A 24,225-nucleotide genomic window follows, 5' to 3' on the forward strand; every position below is an offset into this window, starting at 1 on the left:
TGCTTAAAGTATCTCGCGGTAACGTCGGATTAGATTTCTCCCGTGACGAAATCGATGAAATTTCCCTGGTTAATCCAGTGCTTGGCGGCTTCGGGATAGGCTTCCACAAATGCTTTTGGAAATTTTACTTTGATATCTTTCCATTTGAATTCGTAGGCGCTCAGCTGGTCGTCAGCTACTTCGAGCCAGTCCAGTTCCTGCTGGTCGTAGGTGCGCCAGAAGTAAGTATGGGGCGTTTTTCGGGTGTAGGAATTGTATTTGATGCGCTCCGCAACCAGGTAGTTTTCCCACAGCGCACCGGTGTCCATCCGCTGGTTGAGCGGAGAGAAATTGTTGATCAGCGCATTTCTTATCCCATTATCCAGAAAATACCATTTCGATGATTTGGTCACTTCTTTTCGAAGATTCTTGCTGTATCCGCCGACACGGGTGATAATGAATACTTTGGAAAACAAATCCAGGTATCGTTCCACGGTATTCCGGTCGATTTGGAGCGTTTTGGCCAATTCGTCATAGGAAACTTCCTGAGCGGTTTGGTAAGCGACGAGTTGGAGCAGTTGCAGCATCTTATGCGAATACCGGATCTGCTCGAACATCAAAATATCTTTCAACAGATAAGCGCTGACCAGTTCTTTGAGATAATCCGATTTCGCTTCGGCAGTTTCCAGTTTCAGTACTTCCGGATAGCTGCCGAAAATCATCCGATTTTCCAGCTGTTGTTTCGTTTCCAGGTAATTTTCCTGTCCGGATAATTCCATTTGGGCGATTGGGAACAGCTGGAAACTGATTTGGCGGCCGACGAGCGGCTCACCGGTTTTGTTGGAAAGCTCAAATGCCGAGGAGCCGCTTGCAAGAATAGTCAGTTGGGGAAAAGAATCGATCAACAGTTTAAGCGACTTGCCGATTTCAGGCACGACCTGCGCTTCATCAATGATCAGAAGGTCGATATCGGCTACCCATCGTTGAAAGGAAGCGACGCGCCGGTCAGACAACAGGGCGACGGTGTCCAGGTCTTCCGCGTTCATGAATAATGATTTTCCATTAAACTGCTCCTCCACTTCTCGCATCAGGTGCGTCTTGCCGACGCGGCGGGCACCGTAGAGAACGAGCGCTTTGTTTGAAGCCGTTTTGGCAAGAATTTGTGCGAGAATATGCCTGGAAAAATTCATTTTAGCTAAATTTGTTGAATTAACTCAACGAATTTAGCTAAATTCATTGAATTAACTCAACCAATTTAGGTTTTATAACCAAACTACCCTTTGCTCGGACACGTGATCGTGACCGATAATATCTCCGTAAAGCTCCGGTCTGCGGGCCTGGATGTAGCGGTGGCCGCCGGCTTGTTGCAGCTTTTCAGGGGTGAATGTCGCGATGACAAAGTCGTTGTCGAGTTTGCGGCATTCGGCGATGATGTCGCCGAATGGGTCGAGGAGCATGGAGCAGCCGTTTTTGAGCTGGTCGTCGTCCATACCGATCGGATTGGAGAAGACGGCGTAAACCGCGTTGTCGTAAGCGCGTGCGGGGAGCCATTTCATGAGCCATGCGCGGCCTTTGAGTCCGTCGAACTCCTGGCGGAGCGTGGTAGGGTCGGCTTGGCGATTGTGCCAGAGCTGCGGGTCGACGAACCCGGCGCCGGGGCGGGTGGATGGCGTGCACATGGTAACGTGCGGCATGAAAATAATGTCTGCGCCCAGCAGCTTGGTCGCCCTTACGTTTTCGATAATGTTGTTATCGTAGCAGATAAGAATGCCGCATTTCCAGCCTAACAGGTCAAAAATCACATATTGGTCACCCGGTGTGAGATTTGGATTAATGAATGGGTGGAGTTTGCGGTACTTCGCGACGAGGCCGTTTTTATCTACACAAACATAGGCCTTATACATTTTGTCGTCCGCATCTTTTTCGAACAAACCCGCAAGTACTACGATATCGTGCTCCGCCGCAATATCCTGCAATGCATGAATGCTTGGCCCGTCGGGAATGGGTTCTGCGACTTCGAGCAACTGTTCCCGTGACAAATGCCGGGCGAAAGTATAGCCGGTAATGGAGCATTCGTGGAATGCGATGACCTGCGCACCGGCTTTCGACGCGTCGCCGGCGAGTTGGCGGATCACATTGAGATTGTAAGTTTTGTCGCCGCTTTTGTTTTCAAACTGGGCTGTCGCAATTTTAATCGGTTTCATAGCTGGGCTTTTTGTTCATAAGAAATACACAGACGTGTATGATAGAAACCGAAAAGCTACGAAAACTAATCTCCGAAATGGAGCAAATGAGTGGTTACCATTGCTGCGCCCAGAAACTCTGGCCTTCGTAGCCGCTTTGTGCCAGCAATTTGGCTGCTTGCATGCTCCGTTTACCGCTGTTACAGTAAAAAACGACTTTTTTACCAGCAGGAAATGTTCCGATGCTTTCGGGGATTTCGGAAAGCGGGATATTCTCGCCGCCGAAGTTATCCGCTTCAAATTCATTGTATTCGCGCACATCCACTAACATAACCTGTTCGGGATCAGCTTCCTGCAATGATTCAAATTCATCATAGGACATTTCGCGCGTATTTTCGGTGGCTGGCTGTCTGGCGGTAATCTCAGGAGCTTTCACAGGAGTCACCTCCGCGGACCTTGAAAATTGGAATACAGATTGGCTGTTAGAAAGTGTATTGATTACCAGTAGTTTACCTGATAATGGTTGACCAATACCGGCAATGATCTTGATCGCCTCATTGGCCATATAAGTGCCGATAATGCCTGGCAGAACGCCCATCACGCCGGCTTCCGCACAGTTATCGCCTTCCTCGGCATCCGGAAAAAGGCACCGGTAGGTAGGCCCGCCCTGGTAGTTGAAAACCGAAACCTGCCCTTCGAAACGCAAAATGGACCCGAATACGAAGGGTTTGTTCAATTCCACACAAAAATCATTCACCAGGTAACGCGTCTCGAAATTGTCGGAACCGTCGATGACGAGGTCGTAGGCGCTGAGCAAATCGATCGCGTTTTCGGCATTCAGCCGGTCGGGGTAGGCGGTGAGTTTTACGAATGGATTGAGCACCGAAAGTTTTTCTACCGCTGTAATGGCTTTGTTTTTACCCACATCGTCGGCGGAATAGAGGATTTGTCTGTGCAGGTTGGTCAGGTCCACGGTGTCGTCATCGATAATGCCGATTTCACCCACACCTGCCGCCACCAGGTATTGCAGCACGGGGCAGCCCAGCCCACCCGCACCCACGACGGCCACCTTACCCGCGCGGAGCTTCTCCTGACCAGCCATACCCATTTCCGGCATGATGATCTGGCGTGCGTAGCGTTTTCGTTCGATTGGTGTAAACATAAGTAATGAGTGAATGAGTGAATGAGTAAATGAGTGAATGAAAAAGAATCACTCATTCACTCATTCGCTCATTCGCAATTAAACTTGCGTCCCAGTCTTTCCAAACCACCTCATAGCCCGCCCCGCGGATCATTCGGGCGATCTCGGCTGGCTTTCTTTCGTCGGAAATCTCGAATTGTTCGAGCGATTCCGGCTCGACTGCGTAGCCGCCTGGATTGGTTTTGGAGCCTGCGCTGATGGATGTTACACCCAATTGAATGCAATGGTTCCTGAATTTCTCGGATTCACGCGTGGAAAGCGACAGTTCGACCTCGCCATTGAAAATCCGGTAGGCACAAATAAGCTGCACCAGCTCCCGGTCGCTCATCGCAACTTTTGGTTCCAGGCCGCCGGAGAATGGCCGCAAGCGGGGGAACGAGAGGCTGTAACGCGTTTGCCAGTAGGTTTTTTCGAGGTAGTCCAAATGCAGGGCGGTAAAAAAGCTGTCGGTACGCCAGTCTTCCAAACCTATCAATACACCTAAACCCATTTTGTGAATACCGGCCTGGCCGAGTCGGTCGGGCGTTTCGAGGCGGTAGTTGAAATGCGCTTTTTTGCCTTTGGGATGATGTTTCCGGTAATCTTCCTGATGGTAAGTTTCCTGATAAACCAGCACAGAATGCAGGCCAAGCGGGATCAGTTCTTCATACTCATCGCGATCGAGCGGCTGAACTTCCATCGAAACCTGCGCGAAATGCGGGCGGATCAGTTCGAGCACTTTTTTGAAGTAGGGGACATGCACGGTCTGGTTTGCCTCACCGGTCACGAGCAGCACGTGTTCGTAGCCCATGCTTTTGATCACCTCCACCTCTTGCAGGATCTCGCGGTCGGTCAGTGTTCTGCGGCGCACCTTATTATCCAGGCTGAACCCGCAGTAGGTACATATATTGGTACATTCATTGGACAAATACAGCGGTACATACATTTGAATGGTATTGCCAAACCGTTTCCGGGTCAGCTGCCGGCTCAGTTTTGCCATGGGTTCCAGGTATGCGGCGGCGGCGGGGGATACCAGTGCTTTGAAATCTTCCAGCGTCCGTTTCGGCGTCGTTAGTGCTTTTTCAACATCTGCGGCTGTTTTGGAATAAATACTTTCCTTCACATTATCCCACGAATACCGCGCAAATTCTTCCTTAAAGCTCATCCAGAAATGCGGTTAACGGGCTGCTCGCCTCGGCCAGGTTACTTTTTGATCCTAATCTTGCCTCATAAGCCATCCTGCCCGATTGCACGGCCAGCTTAAATGCCTCCGCCATCGCTACCTGATTGTCGGCCACGGCAATGGCGGTATTCACGAGCACGGCATCAGCCCCGATTTCCATCGCTTTCGCGGCATCCGATGGCGCACCGATACCGGCATCTACCACGACTGGTACCTTGCTTTGTTCGATGATAATTTCCAGAAAATCAATGGTTTTTAATCCCTTATTGCTCCCGATCGGCGATCCCAACGGCATTACGGCTGAGGCTCCGGCTGCTTCCAGTCGTTTGCAAAGGACAGGGTCGGCGTGGATGTAAGGTAATATTACAAAACCCAGTTTTGCCAGCTCTTCGGTAGCCTTCAATGTCTCGATCGGATCGGGCATGAGGTACTTTGGGTCGGGATGGATTTCCAGCTTCAACCAGTTGGTTTCCAGTGCCTCACGCGCGAGCTGAGCCGCAAAAACGGCCTCTTTTGCCGTGCGTACGCCGGAGGTATTGGGTAGTAAATGAATGTGGTTGTGGGTTAAATGCCCCAGAATATCATCGCCTGCGTTGTGTACATCCACGCGGCGGAGGGCGACCGTCACCAGCTCGGAACCGGAAGCGAGCAATGCTTCTTCCATCACCAGCGCCGAACTGAATTTGCCGGTCCCGGTAAAGAGCCTCGATTGAAATGTTTTATCTGCAATGGTCAGCATAATGCTTGTTGGATTTGGTAAAAAGTTTCTTGCGGATCTGCCGCGCCGATCAATGCGGCCGACATTGCGACACCGTGAAGACCGGCTGTTCGAATCAGCCCAATATCGTCGGGTGTAATGCCGCCGATGGCGATAATGGGCGTGCTGTGACCTGCTTCCTGCATTTGGCTCATTAAAGTACGGTAGCCTGCGATGCCGAGAATAGGGCTCAGATTTTGCTTGGTACTCGTAAAGCGGAACGGGCCGAGGCCGATGTAATCTGCACCTTCTTCGATCCTTCGCACCACATCTTCCCAGGTATTGGCTGTACCGCCGATGATCATTTTCTCGCCTACGAGCGTGCGCGCCTCCGGTACGGGCATGTCGGTGAGGCCGAGGTGCAAGCCGTATGCTTCAACTGCCAGGGCTACCAGTGGAAAATCGTTGATAATCAGCTTTGCACCGTAGCTATCGCACAGGCGGGTTGCTTCCCAGGCAATGGGCAGCACTTCCTCTTCACGACGATCTTTCACCCGCAGCTGAATCCACCGGCAGCCAGCTTGCAGAGCAATGCGAATGCTGTCGACATGGGACAATTCACTAGTTTCATTGGATATAAAATGAAATTTGTCAACAACATCAGTTATGCCCCCTCTGTCCCCCGGTTGAAACCGCGGGCAATGGATTGCTTTTGTTGTTAGAAATGGATCATTTCCATTTTCATTGCCGGAGGCAATTTTAGAATCCATTGCCCCGGGTTTTAACCCGGGGATGCTGGATGTTTGCTGGAATGTTGGATGAGAAAAAGATGATTGGAATGCTTTGAGGAGCTCAAATTGGGCAATGGCATTGTCTGGATTTTGCCAGATGCTGCCTAGCAATGCGGCGCCATTAAAACCTATTTCCTGTATTTGTTTCAAGTTTTCAGCGTGAATGCCGCCTAGGGCGATTACTTTTCCGGGAAAACTATATTTCTCCAATCTAAAATCAGCGGGCAGTTTCGAGCGGTAACCTTCCTTTGAAATACTATCATACACCGGTCCTAGAAATGCGTAATCAAAGCAATGTGAAAGCGTTTCAAGATCGGCTGGATCATGCAGTGAAGTGCTGATTGTGAATCCGTTGTCTTTCAATTCCTTCAAATGCGCTTCACGCTGCGCCAGCCTGTCGTTTTCTGTAAAATGCAGCCCGGTAATGCCCAATGCGGCCGCCAGCTGATGATGCTGATGCAATGCAATGCGGTCGCGGTGTTGTGGCTCAATTTGTTCAAGCAATGCACGCACCTCTGCCTCCGGTACGCCGGGCTTGCGCACGTGCAAGCGCGCGAGCCCGTGTGCGAAGAGCTGGTTGATGATACCAGCTTCGCCAGAGAGCATTTCCGGGCGGGTTATGACAATCAAATCTTCCATTACAAATAAATTTCACTGCCCTTTTCTGCAAACTCCCGTGCTTTTTGCAGCATCCCTTCTGTAACAGCTTCCTCGGTAGCAAGCCCGTTTTCTTCCGCATAGTCGCGTACGTCCTGCGTGATCTTCATCGAGCAGAAATTCGGGCCGCACATCGAGCAGAAATGCGCGACTTTGGCACCTTCGGCGGGTAACGTCTCATCATGGAATTCGCGAGCGGTGTCCGGATCGAGCGAGAGGTTAAACTGGTCTTCCCAACGGAACTCGAAGCGGGCTTTGCTTAACGCATTGTCGCGGTACTGTGCGCCGGGGTGGCCTTTGGCGAGGTCGGCGGCGTGGGCGGCGATCTTGTAGGTGATCACGCCGTCTTTCACGTCTTTTTTATTCGGCAAACCTAAATGCTCCTTTGGCGTCACATAGCAAAGCATCGCGGTGCCGAACCAGCCAATCATGGCCGCGCCGATGGCCGAGGTAATATGGTCGTAACCTGGTGCGATGTCGGTAGTTAGGGGCCCTAATGTATAAAATGGCGCTTCGTGGCAATGCTGCAACTGCTTTTCCATATTTTCTTTGATCAAATGCATTGGCACGTGGCCGGGGCCTTCGATGATGGTCTGCACATCGTGTTTCCAGGCGATTTTGGTCAATTCGCCGAGCGTTTCCAGCTCCGAAAACTGAGCGGCGTCGTTGGCGTCGGCGATGCTTCCGGGGCGGAGGCCGTCGCCAAGCGAGAATGCCACATCGTAAGCCTTCATGATTTCGCATATCTCCTCGAAGTGCGTATACAGGAAGTTCTCCTTGTGATGCGCCAGGCACCATTTGGCCATAATGGAGCCGCCGCGCGAAACAATGCCGGTAATGCGCTTGGCCGTCAGCGGAATGTAACGCAGCAGCACGCCCGCATGGATCGTGAAATAATCCACACCCTGCTCGGCCTGCTCGATGAGCGTGTCGCGGAAAAGCTCCCAGGTCAGGTCTTCGGCCTTCCCATTTACTTTTTCCAAAGCCTGGTAAATAGGGACGGTACCGATCGGTACCGGCGTGTTGCGGATGATCCATTCGCGGGTTTCGTGGATGTTTTTGCCTGTCGACAAATCCATAATCGTGTCCGCGCCCCAGCGACATGCCCATACGGCCTTTTCCACTTCTTCTTCAATGCTCGACGACACTGCCGAGTTGCCGATATTGGCATTGATCTTCACCAGGAAATTCCGGCCGATGATCATCGGCTCGCTTTCCGGGTGGTTGATATTTGAAGGAATGACAGCACGTCCCGCCGCCACTTCCTCGCGTACAAACTCGGCGGTAATGTGACTTTTCGGTGTGTTCGCGCCGAAACTGTGACCGGCATGCTGGTGCGCCAATCCACCTGCCTTACCATTCAGCGATGCCAAATGAGCGTCGATACGCTGGTTTTCACGGATCGCGATGTACTCCATTTCGGGTGTGATAATGCCCTTTTTGGCATAATGCAGCTGCGAAACGTTCTGTCCGGCTTTTGCGCGGAGCGGTTTTGCATTATGGGCGAATCTTAAATGGTCGAGTTTTACATCGGCAAGGCGCATCCGGCCATATTCCGAAGAAATCGTTTCCAGCTCTTCCACATCGCCGCGGCTCCGTACCCATTCCGCACGCAACGCGGGAAGGCCTTTTTTGACATCTATTTCAATGTTTGGATCGGTATAGGGGCCGCTGGTGTCGTAAACCGTTACGGGTTCGTTCGGTTCGCTGGCGCCCTGTCTGCCGTGTATCCGCGTATCGTTAAGAGAAATCTCGCGCATCGCGACCGAAATGTCGTGGATTTGCCCTTTTACATATATTTTTCTGGAATTGGGGAATGGGTCGCGGGTGATGGTTTCCGGCGTTTTTTCTGTCTTCATGATGATGTTTTCTGGTTAAATGCTGGTGGGATACAGGTAATGCAATGCTAGCCGCCTTGCGTAGCGGTAATGAGCGTGATCTGGTCGTTGGGGGAAAGCTGGCGCGTGGGCCAGTCGGATTTCGGGACTACCGATTGATTAATGGCGACGGCGATGCCTTTGCCGGACGGAAACACCTCGGATACGAGTTGTCCAACCGTTTGAGTGGCAGTGATTTGCTTAGCCTGTCCGTTCAGGATGATTTCCATTCCAAATACAGTTTTAGATACAAAAAACCTTAGGAATGGACCTATGAAGAAAAGAATAGACGGAGCTACGTGCACGGTAACTCCTGCTTTTCCCTTCGGCAGTACTAGCTGCATCAGGTTCAAAGGGTATGATCTCAGTCCGCATGTCGGGACACCCCTAAAGTTGAGGCAAAGCTATTCGAAATTCAGGATTTTCAAAAGAATTAGAAAAAAACGTAAGACGGATGTGGGTTTAGGCGTGAAATTTTTTAAAATAATAAGGTATTTTTGGCCTTAATATTAAACCTGTATAACGCCTGCTTTATTTTGATGGATTTGATCATCAGAAGTGCTGCTCCTAAGGATCTGCCTTCGCTGTTGGAAATTATCAACCACGCTATTCTTAACACCACGGCTATTTATGATTACGAAGCCCGGACCATGGACCAACAAAAGGCCTGGTTTGAGCAGATGTTCTATGACGGTATGCCGGTGATCGTGGCGGAGCTCGAAGGCGAAGTGATCGGTTATGGTTCTTACAACATTTTCCGCCCGAAAATCGGGTACAAATTCAGCGTAGAGCATTCCATCTATCTTGACGAAAAATCACGCGGAATGGGCGTCGGCGGCAAATTGCTTGGCAGCCTCATCCAGCGCGCGAAAGAATCGGGGCTGCACACAATGATCGGGTGTATCGATGCCTCCAACCGGGCGAGTATCGAATTTCACAAGAAGTACGGGTTTGTGGAGAAGGGATATCTCAAAGAGGTAGCTTATAAATTTGACCAGTGGCTGGATCTGGTTTATATGCAGTTGTTGTTGGAAGAAGATTGATTTTTTGGGAGGAAGGAGGAAGGGGAGGAAGTTTGGAAAAACGATGCCGTACGGCTGGTGCAAATCTCTTGATTTGTACATATTATTTGAAGGCCTCCGGCCGGTCATTACACCTGCAAGATTTTGCGGTACTGACCGGCCGGAGGCCTTCGAATATCAGGCACGAAGGCGACCTTCGCGCCATTCTATGAAAGGCGACCTTCGCGCCATTTCTTTTTAATGGGCTCGGCCCGTTTCTACGTAAGTTTCTTCATCGCCGGTAGGCTTGCCTTGCCACCAGGAGGCGAGAATGGAGCCGGTAATGTTCATCAGCGGCCCGAAAATTGCCGGGGCTAGGCCTACGGTGGCCATTTTACCCATTTCCTTGGCGATACCGGAGGCTAATCCCCCATTTTGCATCCCCACTTCAATGGCTATCGTGCGGCAGTCGCGCTCGCTCATGCGGAACAGGCGGCCCGACCAGTAACCGAGCGTGTAGCCCGAAAGGTTATGGATCAACACAAGTAATAGCAATGCAGGCCCGATCGATAGCAGGCTGTCGCGGCCGGCGGCGGTGATGATCACGATGATGAATGCGATACCGCCCATCGATACCAGCGGCATAGCAGCGTCCAGCCATTTCACTTTTCCGCTGAACAGCTTGTTGAAAAGCAACCCGGCGCCGATTGGAATAATCACCATTTTAATAATATCCCACATCATATGCAGCGTATCGATTTTCACGAACGCGCCCGCGAGCATGCTCATGAGGATCGGCGTCACGATCGGCGCGAGCATGGTGGAAATGGCGGTAATAGTGATGGACAATGCAAGGTTCGCTTTGGCCAGGTAGGAAATCACATTGGAAGCCATACCGTTTGGCGAGCAGCCGATCAGGATGATACCTGCCGCGATTTCAGGTGGGAAGCCGCTGATGTTGGCCAATGTATAACCGATGGTTGGCATAATGATAAAGTGGCTCACCACGCCGATGAGTACGCCTTTGGGCATTTTAACTACACCCACAAAATCACCGAAGCTCATGGAAGTACCCATACCGAACATAATGATCTGGATGAGTGGTGTGATAAGGGTCGAAAGTTTAAAGTCGCCGACTGTCAGGAAATGCTGTGGGTAATACAATGCCGTGGTCACTGCCGCGAAAATCACGGTGGTGTAGGTAAAGCCTTTCAGTTTTTCATAACCTCTGAAACTAATGGCGAGCGACAGGAAGAATGCAATAAAGAAGGGGCCGGCCGAGGGGAGGCTTCCGGTGAAAGCGAGGTAGAGCGCTATCAGCAGACAAACCGCGGCGACGCCGGACATGAGCTTGTAAATATTCATATAATTGTATTTAAAATGCAATTTTGAAAATGCGAAAGAAAAATCCTGTCTGTCTTACCCAACAGGAAATGCTGAAAATGAGGTGGAATTACCCGCTTACCAGGTTCTTTTTTTCATGTACTCGTCGAGCTCCGAACGTTTCATGGGGATTTCGTTCGGGTTGTTGTCGAGCCATTTGAGGAAGTCGTTTTTCAATGCGTCGGTCCATTGGCTGTCGATCTGGCCGGGCGTGTATTTCCCTGCTTTCAGCATTTGAATACCGAATTTGTCACGCAATGCAATGAATTCCGCGGTCTGCACCACTTTCTCGACCATATGCGCAGGAATGAAGATCACACCTTCTTTTTTGGCCAAAACCAAATCGCCCGGAAGTACCACGGCACGCCCGATGCGGATGGGCGTATTGATACCGGTCACTACGGCGTCTTTCAAATAGGAAGGATCAAAATCGCGCACGAATGCATTGAAACCCGGGATTTTCGAAAGGCCGTCGAGGTCGCGCACGGAGGCGTCGAATACTACGCCATTGCCCGTTTTGGCAAAAATGGAGTTGGCAAGATTGTCACCGATTAGTGTTCCTTCCACGATTTTGCCCATACCGTCGGCGACATATACGTCGCCTTTGCTGAGCATGTCGATCGGCCAGGAGTTGGTGTTACCGATGCGGCCTTGTTTGGTGCCACGGTCTTTGATGTTCTTCTCGATGTCGGGGCGCGACGGCATAAACTGCGCCGTCAATGCGCGTCCTGCTATCACCACGTCGTCGTGGACGATCTTCCAATTGCCTTCAAACTGGCAGTTGTAGCCGTCATTTTTGAGCACTACCCATGCTTCTTCGATATTGATTTCTTTGGCGCGGCGGACGAGGTCGTCGGAGATTTTCGGGCGGCCGTCGGGGAAGCGCTCGCCTTTCCATTCGGAGGTCAGGAAAATGAGTTCTTCTTTCGGAATGGTCTGCGCCTTGGCAGTCTGCATTCCTCCGAAGGTCAGGGTCAGGATCGTCGTTAAAGAGAGAATCGGTAGTTTCATAAGACAAGAAATGTACGGCAGGGATATTGAGTAGGTAAAATTAGGCAAAATATCAAATGGAAGCCCTGCCCGGTGACATTGGTCAGAGCTTCCATAGTGTGATTATCTTCTTGAAACGACAATCGGGTTGGTGAGACCGTTGAGGTCGTACACCACTTTGCCGGCGCGGATCGTCACTTCTGCTTCCAGTTTCTGTTTACCGGTAACTTTGGTGCCGGTGTAGTCGAAGAAACCGAATGTGCCGGTGTCGTTCATCATGAACTTGCCATCGAGCACGCGCAAAACGGATACGTCCGCACGCGAGCCTGCGGAAAGGTTACCCAGTTCTTCGCGGTGAATGGCTTGCGCCGGTGCCCAGGTACTGGCTTTGATGACCGCCGGCAGGTCCATACCCATGGCGAGGAATTTGGACATCACATTCAGCATATCCTTCATTGCATTGTTCATGCTGCCGGTGTGGATGTCGGTACTGATGGTGTTGGGGTAAAAGCCGGTTTTAATGGCCGGGATCGCCTGCGAGAATGCGAAGCTGATGCCGCCGTAGCCTACGTCGAAAATGATGCCTTTCTTACGTGCTTCATAAACAAACGGCTTCACTTTGCCCGCTTTCACGTCCACGATCGGTTCGCGGCTGGCCAGCTGGCCGAAGCAGTGCGTGAAAATGTCGCCGGGGCGCAGGTGTTTCATGAAAAGCTCTTCGATAGGCAGTACCGGCTGGCTGCCGCCGAAATCGATCATCACGGGGATGTTGGCGAGCTTGCCGGCTTCCACCGCGCGGTCGGTAGGTGCCCAGTTATAGCCGTTGAAGTGGGCAAGTTTAATACCTACGATATATTCAGGATATTCCTTCGCCACTTTGGCCGTTGCGGCGGCGTCCATGTCTTCCACATTCTGCTCGTAAGTGCCGCCGCGCATACCTTCGCCCACGATGTTCAGGAACGAGAGCACGCGGGTGCGCGAAGCGTCGATGGTTTGTTTTTTGAAATCGGGGAACGACTTCCAGCCGGCGCAGCCTGCGTCCACGACTGTGGTAACACCTGTGCGGAAAGTGAAACCGTCGGGTGGGAGGGCATTGGGGCCATTGCTGTAAGTCTGGTCCATTCTGGTGCCGAAGAAGTTGTGCGAATGCATGTCGATCAGGCCGGGGGTAACGAAAAGTCCCTTGGCATTCACCACCTGCTTGCCTTCTTTGGCATCGATGTTTTTGGCAACGAGCATTACCGTATCGCCTTTCAGCGCCACATCCATAATGCTGTTGATATTGTTTTTGGGATCAATAACATGACCGCCTTTGATGACGATCGAGTACTTCTGTGCGTGTGCGGCAAAACCGGCAGAGCAGAAGAGGGCGGCGGCAATAAATACTTTTTTGATCATGGGTTTTGGTTTAGGAAATAGGTATTACAGTTAAGACAAAAAACACATTAAAATTCCTCATTCGCAGGGCAAAAAATTTTGGACTTAAAACACGATACGGACTGCCGATTTTGGTCAGCAATCCGTATCGGTCATTTAATTCATAAACACGCAGTGCATGGGCCCCGCTTATTTATCCCACCAAACTACACTCGAAAGCGTGTTCGTACCGCCCTGGCGTGTACGCGCTTCGTAGAAATTCACTTTGTTGTATTGTTCTTCCGAATCGGGGATCACGAAACGGGTAGGGATTTTACCGCCCGTGAGGTTACCCGGATAATTCGTCGGCGTCAGCTTCGGATAGCCGGTGCGGCGCCAGTTGGAGAATATCTCGTATTCGTCTTCCAGGAAGAGCGATACCCATTTCTGCGTACCGATCTGCTCCATTTTCTGCGCCAGCGTACCAGCCGCATTGAATGGGTTCGCTTTCAGGTAAGCCGCGATTTTCGCGTCCGAGATCACACCCGCAGTTCCGAACAATGCCCATTGTTTCAAACCTGACGTTACTGCCGAATTGTAAGATGCTTCGGCCGTAGCTCCGCTGTACCAGCCTCTCAGGTTCGCTTCCGCGAGCAGCAGGTGCATTTCCGCGGGCGTCATCACCAGCAACGGCGCGCTGTATTTCAGGATCGTTGCCGGGTTAGGTTCCGAGTAAGTATTGAAGTCGCCCGGCAGGTTGTTGAATGCTGCATTCGGCATACCTTTCTGCAATGCTGTGGTGGTATCGGCCGTGAAAGTCTTGCCATCGGCAGAAGGAATCCATACGATCGAGATCACATTCAGTCGGGGATCTTTGGTGTTCTTCAAATGGTCGATCAGCGTTTTAGCGAACTTTCCGCCTTCCACGTTATCGCCGCCCGGGTTTACGTAGTCGGTGCTCATCAGGCCTGCCGAAATGAAGTTGCGGCTTGCGGTGATGGAACCATCGACATAATCCATTTTAGCGAGATCTGAATCTGCCGTAATCACACCGCCCGCGATTGCTTTCTTTACCCAGGTTTCGGCCATGCCGGGATCAACTTCGGTCATACGCATGCCCAGACGGAGCATCAGCGAGTATGCGAATTTTTTCCATTTGGTAACATCGCCTCCATACATCAGGTCGGAATTGCCGAATGTCGCTTTCGCCGGATTGAATGCGGCGACCGCCTCATCGAGCTCTTTCAGCAGGTCGGCGTAAATAGCTGCCTGGGTATCGTACTTCGGTGTGAAGTTTTTCTCGCTCAGACCACGACCTGCTTCCGTGTAGGGAATGTCGCCGTACATGTCGGTGAGGCGGTGAAAAAGATATGCCTTCCAGATGCGTGACACGGACAGCTTGTTCACGTCGTCGGGTGAAACTTTCACTGCATCTATCACTTGCAGAATGTCGATCACTGCACCCGCAGTAGCCGGGTCACCACCAAACAATGCCCAGCTTCCGGTAGAGTAGGTGTAATTGAAATACTTGTCTCCCGCGCCGGGTACCTCTTTGTATGTCGCAAAATGCTGCATTGAGCCACCGATGGTCAGGTAAGCAGAACCGGTGAAGTTGTTGCTTACGGTCGTCAGCTGCGTCCGGGTAAACAGGTAACCGGGTACAGCCTCAACGGACGCATTGGGGTTCACATTCATTTCTTCAAACCCATTGTCGCAGGAAGAGATGAAGGCGGCCATGGTGGCCATATATGTTAGTTTCAGGAATTTGTTCATCGTCACTGGAATTTTGAATGATTAAAACTTCACTGTCAGGTTTACGCCGATGTTTCTCGTTCTGGGTACGCCAAATGCTTCCAGACCCTGAGCATTGCCATTGGTATAGCTCGATTCCGGATCGAAGTATTTGTTACGCTTGTCTTTGTAAAGCAGCGCGAGGTTACGTCCCACAATCGATACCGATGCGTTTTGCAGTTTGGTGCCGAGGACCGAGAAAGCAGGCAGGTTGTAGCTCAAAATCACCTGACGCAGCTTGATGAAGTCGTTGTTAAACACGAACATACCTGTGTAGTTCTTGTCATTGTCGTAGTAGGTATCGATGTCTTTCTTCTCCCATGTTTTGCTGAATGGAGCTCCTTCCGGCGTCACACCGGTTACAGTCAGGCCTGTTTCACGACCGGGAAGTGTTTCTTTCGGCAAACCGAAGCGGTAAGCGTATTGGTACAGGTTAGAGTACACCACGCTTCCGAACTTACCATCGATGAGGATATTCAACGAGAAGTTTTTGTATTTGAAATTGTTGGTAATACCCATTGTCCATGGCGGCGTGCCGTTACCCAGTTTTTGGAGGTTACCGCGTACCGCGTAGTTGCTTGCTGTGTTGAACACTGTGTTGCCGTTCGCATCCGCCAGTTTGTTATAACCCCAAACCTCACCATAAGTACCTCCAACCACGTTATTGATCAAGCCACCGCCTACACCGGTTCCAATGCTCAGCTGATCCAGGTTAGGGGCCAGTTGCACGATCCGGCTCCTGTTGTAAGCCATGTTGTAGCTGATATCCCATGTGAAGCTGTTTTGCTTGATGGCAGTTCCTGTCAGCAAAAGTTCGATACCCTTGTTGCTCAGCTCACCTACGTTCAGCAATGCAGCCGTGTAACCTGCTGACGACGCGATGTTACTTTGAACAATGTCGTCGGTAGTCTTACGGTTGTAGAGGGTAATGTCGATACCCAAACGGTTTTGCAGGAATTTAGCTTCCAAACCTGCCTCGTAAGTAGTCGAAGTAAGCGGTTTCAAATCCGGGTTAGGTACAATGGAAGAGGAAAGCTGCTGTACTGGACGGCCATTGTGACCTCCCACTGCCATTGCATAGCTTTGGTAGATCTGATAAGGAATTACAGTGGCACCTCCCACTTGCGCCCAGGAACCGCGTAGTTTCGCGAAGCTAACCGCAGCAGGAAGTGTAAATGCTTCCGAGAGTATCAATGAACCACCGATGGCAGGGTAGAAAATGCTGTTGCTCTTGCTGTTAAGTACCGAGAACCAGTCCTGGCGACCAGAAACAGTCAGATATGCAAATCCTTTGTAACCAATATCGGCTGAACCGAATACAGAGTTGATGCCGCTTTTGTTGTAAGTCGGTACGACGGTTGAAGTAGCCAGGTTGGTAAAACTGTAAAAACCTGGGATTGTAAATTCTGCTCCGTTGAATGCAGTCTGGTCATAGATGCTTCTCTGGATATTGCCACCCACGAGTGCAGAGAAATTGAGGTTCTCGGAAAAATCTTTCGAGTAGTTCAAAGTCAGCATTCCGTTGGTTTCGGAAGAGGTTACCTTCTTAGCTTCGTAGGTACCAAGCGGCTGGTATGCATTAGCGGTTGGTACTACGAATTCGTAATTGAAATTGTAGTAGTCGCGGCTCACGCTACCTTTAATGAAAAGGTTGTCGAGAATGTCGTACTTGATGTTCGCCTGACCGAGGAAACGGTTTTTAGTATCCTCATTCTTGAAGTTATTGATCACGAAATACGGGTTGGGCGCCGCAGGAACGGGGTTCCATTCAACCTCTTTACCTGTGCTTGCGTCATAACCCGGAGAAAGGCTCCTGATGTCGACAGTATTGGCGATCAGGTACGTGGCCCAGTGCGGGTTGTAATCGGCGTAACCCACTTTCGGACGGTTGTGGCCGTTCTCGATGTTGTATTGCACAACGGTTTCGATGCTCAGTTTTTTGCCCAGAAACGCATTCAGGTTCAGGTTGGCAATCCTTCTGTTGAAAGAAGAATTCGGAACGATGCTGTTCGAACTTGTATTGTTCAGACCAAAACGGAAGTTAACTGTTTCATTACCACCTGTAAATGAGATGGAGTTGATATAGTTGGTTCCGGCGCGGTAAAAGTTTTTCAGGTTGTTTTTCTGAGGAGAATAGGGGCGTGCCACACCATCGAACTGAACCACGGGAGTACCATCCATTCTCGCACCATAAGACAAACGGCCCGAGCTTTTTGCTTCTGTCTGTGTAGTCGGTTTCACACCATCCACGCCCTGTCCGTATTCATATTGCCAGTCGGGAATGATGGAAAGGTTATCCACCGAGAAGTTGCCATTGTATTCCACACCGATGCCTTTTTGCGCGCGGCCTTTTTTGGTGGTAATCAAAATCACACCATTGGAAGCACGTGCACCGTAAAGCGCAGCCGCAGGACCGCCTTTCAAAACGGAGATCGACTCGATATCGTCGGGGTTGATACCACCGATACCGTCACCACGGTCGGTGTTGTTGCCGTTACCGTCCGAAGCATTACCGCCGCCGGGAACGCTGTTGTCCATCGGCATACCGTTGATCACGTACAAAGGCTGGTTGTTACCGCTCAAGGAACCGTTACCACGGATGATAATGCGGCTGGAACCACCGGGGCCCGTCGACATACCGGTCGCGTTTACCCCTGCAATTTTACCTGTCAATGCATTCGCCACGTTGTTTTCGCGTGCTTGCGTGAACTCGCTGCCTTTCACCTCGGTCACTGCATAAGCGAGCGCCTTTTTCTCTTTGGAAATACCCAAAGCCGTTACAACTACCTCGTTCAGCGCTTTGGCCTCGGGTGCCAGTTGTACATCAATGTTGGTTTGGCTCCCCACAGTGATCTCCTGCGAAGTATAACCTACAAAGCTGAAAACCAGCACGGCCGCAGAAACCTCGCCGTCGGGGATATCGAGAAAAAACTTGCCTTCCGCGTCGCTGGAAGTCCCTCTTTGAGAGCCTTTTACGAGCACGCTCACACCGGGCAGACCTGCGCCGGTTTCATCCTTTACGGTTCCGGTAACATTGCGTTTAGGGGCCGTTTTGGTAGCATTTTCTTCAACAGGTGCCTGTTCGCGGCGCAGGATAATGCGGTCCTGAACCACTTCGTAAGTTACTTTATGCGGGGTCAGAATTTTACTGAGAACTTCTGATAACGATTCGTCCTGAAATTTATAGGATGCTTTCTGATTGTTGAAGATCTGAGGGTTGTACATGAATTTAACCTTCGTCACATTCTCGATCTTTTCCAACGCCTTGTCAATCTCGGCATTAGCTAAACGCAAAGTCACTTTTTGTTCTAACACACGTTGTCCGCGCACATCGTTCGCATGAACGAAGGTGCTGAACGCAATGGCGAGCAGGGCTTGATACAGAGTAATGCGCATGATTTTCTGTAAAGCATGGTGAAATTGTACTCTTTTTGACATAATTTTGATTTTTGTCGGGTTAAAATTCGGCATAATGATTCCCACAGCAGCCTCATTCAGATGCTGTTAAGCGTACACAAGCATGGGGATTGATCGGGTCGGTGGTGTTGCAGCATCATCGACCTTCTTAGGAAAGGTAATCAGTAACGGTTTTGGGTCATAGGCACGGGTGAATTTGTCATAAAGTATTGAGAGAAAGGTATTTTCATTAACATCCTTTGCTATTGATGATGATGCTGGCGTCGAGTTGTTCGTACTGCGCACCGATCGTCTTGCAAATCAGGCTGATCTTCTCGAACAGCGGCTCGTCGGAGAGTGAAGCGGTGAGGTAGCAGTTTTGCATTACCTCCGCATCGAACACGATCTTCACACCATATGATTTTTCCAATGCCGCAAACACTTCGCTGATCGGCGTTCCCTTGAATTCAAATGACTGTCGCTGTATCGGCAATTCCAGCAATTTCGGGTCCGGAATAAGGCTTCTTGTGAGTCGTAACTCATTGGGTGCGAATGTGATCTGCTGGTTTGGCGTCAGTACCATTCCGCCAAGCTTGTCATCGGCATGCTGGCTCGCAATCGCCTCCTTCGTCATCGGGAAGACCGATACTTTGCCCGTTTTTACCACTACTTTGACTTCCTCGCCCTCGAAAGCGCTTACTTTGAAACTGGTGCCCAACACTTTGGTCGCCAGCGTATGTGCATACACGTAAAACGGCTTGTCAGGATTTTTGGCCACTTCAAAAAACGCCTCCCCTTTCAGGAACACCTCCCGCTTGCGGCCCTCGAAGCGGCGCGGGTAAGTAATGCGGCTGTCGGGCTGCAGCAGCACCGAGCTCCCATCTTGCAGGATCACCAGTTTGGCCTCTTTGCCTGTATTCACCGCCTCGATCAGCGGCTCCCTGATCTGGCTCAGGATTACCTTGTATTGATCCGATTGTTTCTGCGAAAGCGTCTGCTTGTTATACCACCATCCGGCAAACATCAGGATCAGCACGGAGGCCGCCATATGGTACCAATTCGGCCTGAAACGCAGCCAAATCGATGATTTCTTCGCATTGTTTTCACCGATCGCGTGCGATAGCCGGTAAATTTCATTAGCCACTTCTTCATCCGAAATACGATCGAATGCCGCTTCCGTCGCCGCCAGGAAATTCCGGGCACGATTGACGAGGTTCTGTTTGTCCGGATTATGTTCCAGCCATTCGGCCCATACTTCTCCGTCGGCAGGGTTGTTGAACAACACCCAGCGTCTGAAAGATGGATCGGCGGCTAGTTCCTCCGGAAGAAAATTGCGGTAATGGAGCATATAAGGCAAATAATAATATGGCTAATTTTAATAAGGATGCGAGAACATTGGGTCAATACTCTCCTTTTGGAAATTAATTTTCGAGAAATTTTCAAAAGGCGAATAAAATGCGGTGGATGAGCCGTTCGTCCGAGAAAATCTACCGATAGTTCATTTGTTGATTTTTAGGGTATCTTATGTTTGATGTCTTGAATATCAAGTTGTATTTTTATGTAACGAATCGAAGACACTACTTGAAAATTATTAGTTAACTTGTCTGAGGAACCGATATGAAATACAACATGGCACCGGACTATCGAAGGGCGAAAGGCGAGGCTATTCGCCTGTTGCAGCAGTTTGGATTGGAGAAGCCGCCAGTGAACCCGATGGAGATCGCGCAGCACCTAGGCGTGAAGGTCTCGTTTGTCGAGTTTGAGAAGAAGCTCAACAATATCTCGGGGTTTTATGATTTTGAAGAGGATACCATATTTGTGAATATGGATGAATATCCTTTACGGCAGACCTTTACGATCGCTCACGAGCTAGGGCATCGGATTTTGCATGCGGAGTGGGCTAAATCTCCTGATTACAAAGTGCTAATGCGCGATGATATGGGTGCGAATGACGCAAAGGAAGCGGAAGCGAATACATTCGCTGCCAATCTTCTCGTTCCTAGGTTTATGCTCGATAAGTATTGGGAGATAGCCACTACGACGCAGCTGTCCGGGCTTTTCGCCGTGTCTGTACCGGTTATTAAGAACCGTATTTCTTTTGAATATGGAGCCTAGTAAGGTTCAGGCAAAGAAAGGGATCCTCAAAAAAGACCAAACAGGCACTCGATTTACAGACATCCAGCTCGCTGCCCACCAGGCAGAGCTTGAAATGACACGGGAGCAAAACCGGCACGCAAAGGAGATGCGGACAACGGAGCTGGGCTTTTTAGGTAAGTTCTTCGGTGACGGGCGTAACACCCAAACCTTTGTTGCACTGATAGCTGTTTTCTCCGGAGTATCAATCTTCGCGACGTGTCTTTTTGCGGCATATTGTAAACCAGTCGAAGCACACTTTTGGTCGGAATCGGGTTCGAAGTCGCTTGCATTTGCCGGTACTGCGCTGGGGTATTTGTTTGGGAGAGGGGCTGTTGGAAGTAGGAAATAGTAATACGGAAAGCGTTTTAGTATATTTGATATGTAATCGCACGTTAGATTTTTAAGACATGAAATTGACTGTCATCATAAGTCGGGGAGACGAAATGCTGATCGGCCAGGTGCAGGAGGTGCCGGGTGTGATAACGCAGGGAGAAAATGTGGAGGAGGTGATGGAAAACATTCAAGATGCCCTTGAACTTTACTTTCAGGATTCTGATGTGATACTTGAAAACAACATTCCACTAATTGATTTGCAAAATGTCGTGTTGACCCAGGAATTGGAATTTGCCTGATGTCGATCAAGCGGAATGAATTATTAAAGCACCTTGAAAGACATGGATGTGTCCTTCACAGGCATGGGTCAAAACACGATTTGTATGCTAACACGCAAAATAACCGCCGAACTACCGTTCCCAGACATCAGAGGATGGATCGGTCTTTGTGCGAGGTTATTTGTAGACAGCTCGGCGTTGAAAAAATTTGAGCTGTCTATAATTCGATTTAAATATACTTTCTGACCGGGTCGATTTTTCTCAATGGAATGGCTATCAGCCAGCTGCCTAGTAGTGTAGCGGAAAATGTAATCACGAACTTGGCGAATGCGGGAAGTTGGGCACCAAGTAACAGATACTGCGTCCAGATGACGAATGGATAGTGCAGGAGATAAATTAAGTAAGCATTTTCCGAAAGGGAATCCCATACCGCATGTGGTTTTTTGAACAATGCGCGAAAGGTGGTCATGAAAGCAATGCAGCTGAATGTAGCTGACAAAACATAGTTCGAGAAGTAAAGCAGATAGCCAGCGAACTCGGATAAGCTGCCTTGTTTTACGAGGTCGGTGAGCAATGGTGGTGTAATTGTAAGTGACGTATATGCACCAGCGCACATTAGCAGCCAAAGTGGCCACCGCCTGACGAGGGGAGCGGAAATGGCGAAGATGCCCTCGTTAAAATGTACTTTGCCCAGCCAGATACCGAGCAGGAAGTATCCGAAATACCAGGCGGCACGGCTGACCTGGAAATCGAATGGGCCAAAGCCCGTCCATTTGCCGGGACCTAGCCAGAATGCGAAGGGGACGTAGAGCATGAACGTGAAGCCAAACCAAAGCAGGATTGTGCGGGATGGTCCGCTTGGCCGTCGTGCGTGAGGGTGTAGATTTGCATCTGCCGCCGCATATGCGGGGGAGGCCATTTCTTCGGCTGATTTGATGGGTGATGCATATGCGGGTGAAGGCAACCCGGCGGGTGTGGAGACTTTTTTCGCAAAGACGGCATAAATCAATGCGAATATGACATTGAATGTAAACAGGACCCATATGAACCAGGGCGGCCCAACCGGCCATTGCTCCACGACGAAGAAATCCTTTATATACGCAGGCAAGTGGGCGCTTCCGTGTGCGATCAGGTATGCGGGATAGTGGGCAATGAGGTTAAGGATAGTGCCTCCGATGAGGAAGGGAATGAAGAGCCGGTAAAATCTGTCACGGACAAATGCGCCGGGGCCTTTTCGCTGAATGCTTTTGATCACAAAAAGACCTGCGATGAGGAACATCAGCGACATGAAAAATACGTCGTTGAAATTTTCAAAGATGTCGAGGCCGATCCAGCAGCGGTTGTCGACAATCGGATGCGTGGACCGAATGTAAGCCACTTTGTCAAAACGCGCGAAAGTGGTGTAAGCCAGAGAGGAATGGTGGGCAACCACCAGGACGGTTAAGAAAGAACGGAGATAATCTATCCAAAGAGTTCGGCTTGGTACTTGCGGCATGGTTACAAATTAAGTACCGAAAAGATGCATGAAATGAACTCCCGGTTGCACGAGGTTGTAATTTTAAAGACGAATGGATGGAGATTTTGAACTGGGAATGACGGGCTCCGGAACAGCGCAGCTTAAAATTGCAGTGCGAAGCAAAGTAACAACAGGTTGCTGATCGGATGAATGTGCTGTTTCAGTGCGGTAATGGCTTTGAAAAGCAGGTTGGCTACCGACTGCCGGTTTACCTGCATAAGGTCGGCTATTTGCTCGTTGTCCATGCCTTCGAAATATTTCAGAAAAACGGCCTCCTTCTGACGGCGGGGCAGTTCGTCGATGGCGCAGCGTACTTTGACCTGATTTTCACTCAGTAACTCGTTCCGTTCGATCTCGGTTTCTACCGTCTGATAATCGGAAACCTGGCCGGCCTCATCAATATCCAGAAGCGGGTGGGAGCCGTTGCTGCGACGAAACTCCTGCATGAGCTGGTTGCGCAATGCACGAAGGAAGTAAATGGCAACAAACTGGATTTGAATGTTCTGGCGCCTTTCCCAGATGTGGATCATCAGATCCTGGATCGCGTCTTTGATGAATTCCCTGTCGGTGGTAAAGTTGCAGGCGTAGTTGAACAAGGTGCGGTATTGCTTATCGGCAAGCTGGCAAAATGCCAGACTGTCCCCGGCCTGGCTTTGATGCCAGAGATTTAAAAGAACTTCATTCTCTTCGGCTATGCGTTGCTTCTTGTTCAATTCTTGTCGGGTCAGTTAAACAAATTAACTGTTTAATAACGATAATCTGAAATATAAGTCCGACTTTATTTTTAGTGAGCGAATTTAATGTTGAGTAATGTAGGTATGTCGAAATAAAAGTTCGGGAGAGGGGAGGAAGGGAGGAAGGGTAGGATGGAAGAAAGGGAAGAAGGGAGGAACGGAGGATGGAGGAAGGGGAGGAATGGAGGATGGAAGAAGGGGAGGATGGAGAAGTTGGGGTACATTTTCCTCCCTTTTCTCCTTCCTCCATTCCTCCTATGAATCAGACATAAGCAATACAATCGATTTCGACGAGTGAATCGCCTGGGACGCCGCCGTAAACGGCTACGGTGGTGCGGCATGGGGGTTTGCTGCCGAAACGGCCTTTGTAGGCTTCGTTCATGGCTTTGTAGTCGTTCAGGTCGTGGAGGAACACGGAGCATTTAAGCACTTTTTCCATCGAAGAACCTGCTTTGATCAACTCTTTTTCCAGCTCGTCGAGCACGTGTTTGGTATGCGCGGTGATGTCGCCGTCGAAGTGGGCACCTTTACCTGCTACGAAAACAAGGTTGTTATACTTGGTATGGCCAGAGAAAAGGGGAACGTCCTGATACATTTCCACGTCGCCCACTTCTTTTTGAGGTGCGGCTGCTGCTACCCCTGCATTGGCTTTGGACGCAACGCCGATACCGGCGATGCCTGCAACGGAGGCAAAAAGTTTTTTGATAAGAGATCTTCTTTCAGATTTCATAACAGATTAATTAAAGTTATATGTAGAACGAGAT

General features: G+C 50.2%; 22 protein-coding genes and 1 riboswitch. Of the genes, 5 read left to right on the top strand and 17 right to left on the bottom strand.

Translation table 11 applies throughout. The features are described from left to right. Positions 1–29: 29 nt before the first annotated feature. The 8 genes from BLQ88_RS05615 to thiS form a co-directional block, all read right to left on the bottom strand. On the bottom strand, positions 30–1,169 hold the full coding sequence (locus tag BLQ88_RS05615; RefSeq protein WP_090147498.1) for an ATP-binding protein: 1,140 nt from the start codon (positions 1,167–1,169) through the stop codon (positions 30–32). A gap of 72 nt (positions 1,170–1,241) precedes the next feature. After that, positions 1,242–2,183 (bottom strand): nitrilase family protein, encoded by a 942-nt coding sequence (locus tag BLQ88_RS05620; protein WP_090147501.1) that lies wholly within the window; start codon positions 2,181–2,183, stop codon positions 1,242–1,244. A gap of 94 nt (positions 2,184–2,277) precedes the next feature. Then, complete coding sequence (moeB, locus tag BLQ88_RS05625) at positions 2,278–3,324, bottom strand: HesA/MoeB/ThiF family protein (RefSeq protein ID WP_090147503.1); 1,047 nt, start codon at positions 3,322–3,324, stop codon at positions 2,278–2,280. Positions 3,325–3,376: 52 nt separating this feature from the next. Then, positions 3,377–4,507, bottom strand: a complete 1,131-nt coding sequence (gene thiH / locus BLQ88_RS05630) for a 2-iminoacetate synthase ThiH (protein WP_090147504.1) — start codon at positions 4,505–4,507, stop codon at positions 3,377–3,379. Continuing rightward, positions 4,497–5,264: a thiazole synthase gene (locus tag BLQ88_RS05635; RefSeq protein WP_090147506.1), complete on the bottom strand. Its 768-nt coding sequence runs from the start codon at positions 5,262–5,264 to the stop codon at positions 4,497–4,499. The genes thiH and BLQ88_RS05635 overlap by 11 nt, the downstream gene beginning before the upstream one ends. After that, positions 5,258–6,652, bottom strand: coding sequence for a thiamine phosphate synthase (locus BLQ88_RS05640; protein WP_090147507.1), 1,395 nt, complete (start codon positions 6,650–6,652; stop codon positions 5,258–5,260). The genes BLQ88_RS05635 and BLQ88_RS05640 overlap by 7 nt, the downstream gene beginning before the upstream one ends. Beyond that, the gene (gene thiC, locus BLQ88_RS05645) at positions 6,652–8,529 is read right to left on the bottom strand and encodes a phosphomethylpyrimidine synthase ThiC (protein WP_090147509.1); all 1,878 of its coding nucleotides are present in this window, start codon (positions 8,527–8,529) and stop codon (positions 6,652–6,654) included. The genes BLQ88_RS05640 and thiC overlap by 1 nt, the downstream gene beginning before the upstream one ends. A gap of 47 nt (positions 8,530–8,576) precedes the next feature. After that, positions 8,577–8,777: a sulfur carrier protein ThiS gene (thiS, locus tag BLQ88_RS05650; RefSeq protein ID WP_090147511.1), complete on the bottom strand. Its 201-nt coding sequence runs from the start codon at positions 8,775–8,777 to the stop codon at positions 8,577–8,579. A 73-nt stretch (positions 8,778–8,850) separates the two neighbouring features. Continuing rightward, positions 8,851–8,946, bottom strand: a riboswitch (TPP riboswitch). Positions 8,947–9,086: 140 nt separating this feature from the next. Between thiS and BLQ88_RS05655 the strand changes: the two genes are divergently transcribed. Beyond that, the gene (locus BLQ88_RS05655; protein WP_090147513.1) at positions 9,087–9,590 is read left to right on the top strand and encodes a GNAT family N-acetyltransferase; all 504 of its coding nucleotides are present in this window, start codon (positions 9,087–9,089) and stop codon (positions 9,588–9,590) included. A 216-nt stretch (positions 9,591–9,806) separates the two neighbouring features. On the opposite strand, the gene BLQ88_RS05660 is transcribed toward BLQ88_RS05655, so the two are convergent. From BLQ88_RS05660 to BLQ88_RS05685, 6 genes are all read right to left on the bottom strand, one after another. Further along, complete coding sequence (locus tag BLQ88_RS05660) at positions 9,807–10,913, bottom strand: bile acid:sodium symporter family protein (protein WP_090147514.1); 1,107 nt, start codon at positions 10,911–10,913, stop codon at positions 9,807–9,809. A 96-nt stretch (positions 10,914–11,009) separates the two neighbouring features. Next, on the bottom strand, positions 11,010–11,942 hold the full coding sequence (locus BLQ88_RS05665; protein ID WP_090147516.1) for an RraA family protein: 933 nt from the start codon (positions 11,940–11,942) through the stop codon (positions 11,010–11,012). 102 nt (positions 11,943–12,044) lie between these two features. Further along, complete coding sequence (locus BLQ88_RS05670; protein ID WP_090147518.1) at positions 12,045–13,319, bottom strand: amidohydrolase/deacetylase family metallohydrolase; 1,275 nt, start codon at positions 13,317–13,319, stop codon at positions 12,045–12,047. Positions 13,320–13,487: 168 nt separating this feature from the next. After that, complete coding sequence (locus BLQ88_RS05675; protein ID WP_090147519.1) at positions 13,488–15,050, bottom strand: SusD/RagB family nutrient-binding outer membrane lipoprotein; 1,563 nt, start codon at positions 15,048–15,050, stop codon at positions 13,488–13,490. A gap of 21 nt (positions 15,051–15,071) precedes the next feature. Then, positions 15,072–18,464 carry a SusC/RagA family TonB-linked outer membrane protein gene (locus tag BLQ88_RS05680; RefSeq protein ID WP_229212594.1) on the bottom strand — a complete coding sequence of 1,131 codons (3,393 nt, stop codon included), beginning with the start codon at positions 18,462–18,464 and terminating at the stop codon, positions 15,072–15,074. A gap of 250 nt (positions 18,465–18,714) precedes the next feature. Further along, positions 18,715–19,812 (bottom strand): FecR family protein, encoded by a 1,098-nt coding sequence (locus BLQ88_RS05685; RefSeq protein WP_090147523.1) that lies wholly within the window; start codon positions 19,810–19,812, stop codon positions 18,715–18,717. A gap of 281 nt (positions 19,813–20,093) precedes the next feature. On the opposite strand from BLQ88_RS05685, the gene BLQ88_RS05690 reads away from it, so the two are divergent. Genes BLQ88_RS05690 through BLQ88_RS05705 form a run of 4 tightly spaced genes read left to right on the top strand, consistent with a single transcriptional unit; the run spans position 20,094 to position 21,423 of the window. Further along, positions 20,094–20,579: an ImmA/IrrE family metallo-endopeptidase gene (locus BLQ88_RS05690; protein ID WP_218132892.1), complete on the top strand. Its 486-nt coding sequence runs from the start codon at positions 20,094–20,096 to the stop codon at positions 20,577–20,579. After that, on the top strand, positions 20,569–20,949 hold the full coding sequence (locus tag BLQ88_RS36995) for a hypothetical protein (protein WP_090147526.1): 381 nt from the start codon (positions 20,569–20,571) through the stop codon (positions 20,947–20,949). Before BLQ88_RS05690 ends, BLQ88_RS36995 begins: the two co-directional genes overlap by 11 nt. A gap of 58 nt (positions 20,950–21,007) precedes the next feature. Beyond that, positions 21,008–21,232, top strand: coding sequence for a type II toxin-antitoxin system HicB family antitoxin (locus tag BLQ88_RS36670; RefSeq protein WP_090147527.1), 225 nt, complete (start codon positions 21,008–21,010; stop codon positions 21,230–21,232). Further along, complete coding sequence (locus tag BLQ88_RS05705) at positions 21,232–21,423, top strand: type II toxin-antitoxin system HicA family toxin (RefSeq protein WP_229212595.1); 192 nt, start codon at positions 21,232–21,234, stop codon at positions 21,421–21,423. The genes BLQ88_RS36670 and BLQ88_RS05705 overlap by 1 nt, the downstream gene beginning before the upstream one ends. A 17-nt stretch (positions 21,424–21,440) precedes the next feature. Here BLQ88_RS05705 and BLQ88_RS05710 read toward each other — a convergent pair whose 3' ends face one another. The 3 genes from BLQ88_RS05710 to BLQ88_RS05720 form a co-directional block, all read right to left on the bottom strand. Beyond that, positions 21,441–22,706, bottom strand: coding sequence for an acyltransferase family protein (locus BLQ88_RS05710; RefSeq protein WP_090147529.1), 1,266 nt, complete (start codon positions 22,704–22,706; stop codon positions 21,441–21,443). 122 nt (positions 22,707–22,828) lie between these two features. Beyond that, positions 22,829–23,440, bottom strand: coding sequence for an RNA polymerase sigma factor (locus BLQ88_RS05715; protein ID WP_090147530.1), 612 nt, complete (start codon positions 23,438–23,440; stop codon positions 22,829–22,831). A gap of 283 nt (positions 23,441–23,723) precedes the next feature. Continuing rightward, a complete protein-coding gene (locus tag BLQ88_RS05720) occupies positions 23,724–24,191 on the bottom strand; it encodes a RidA family protein (protein WP_090147532.1) in 468 nt (155 codons plus the stop codon). Between the last annotated feature and the right edge of the window lie 34 nt (positions 24,192–24,225).

Origin of the sequence: Dyadobacter soli (genome assembly GCF_900101885.1) — a bacterium.
Lineage (GTDB): Bacteria > Bacteroidota > Bacteroidia > Cytophagales > Spirosomataceae > Dyadobacter > Dyadobacter soli.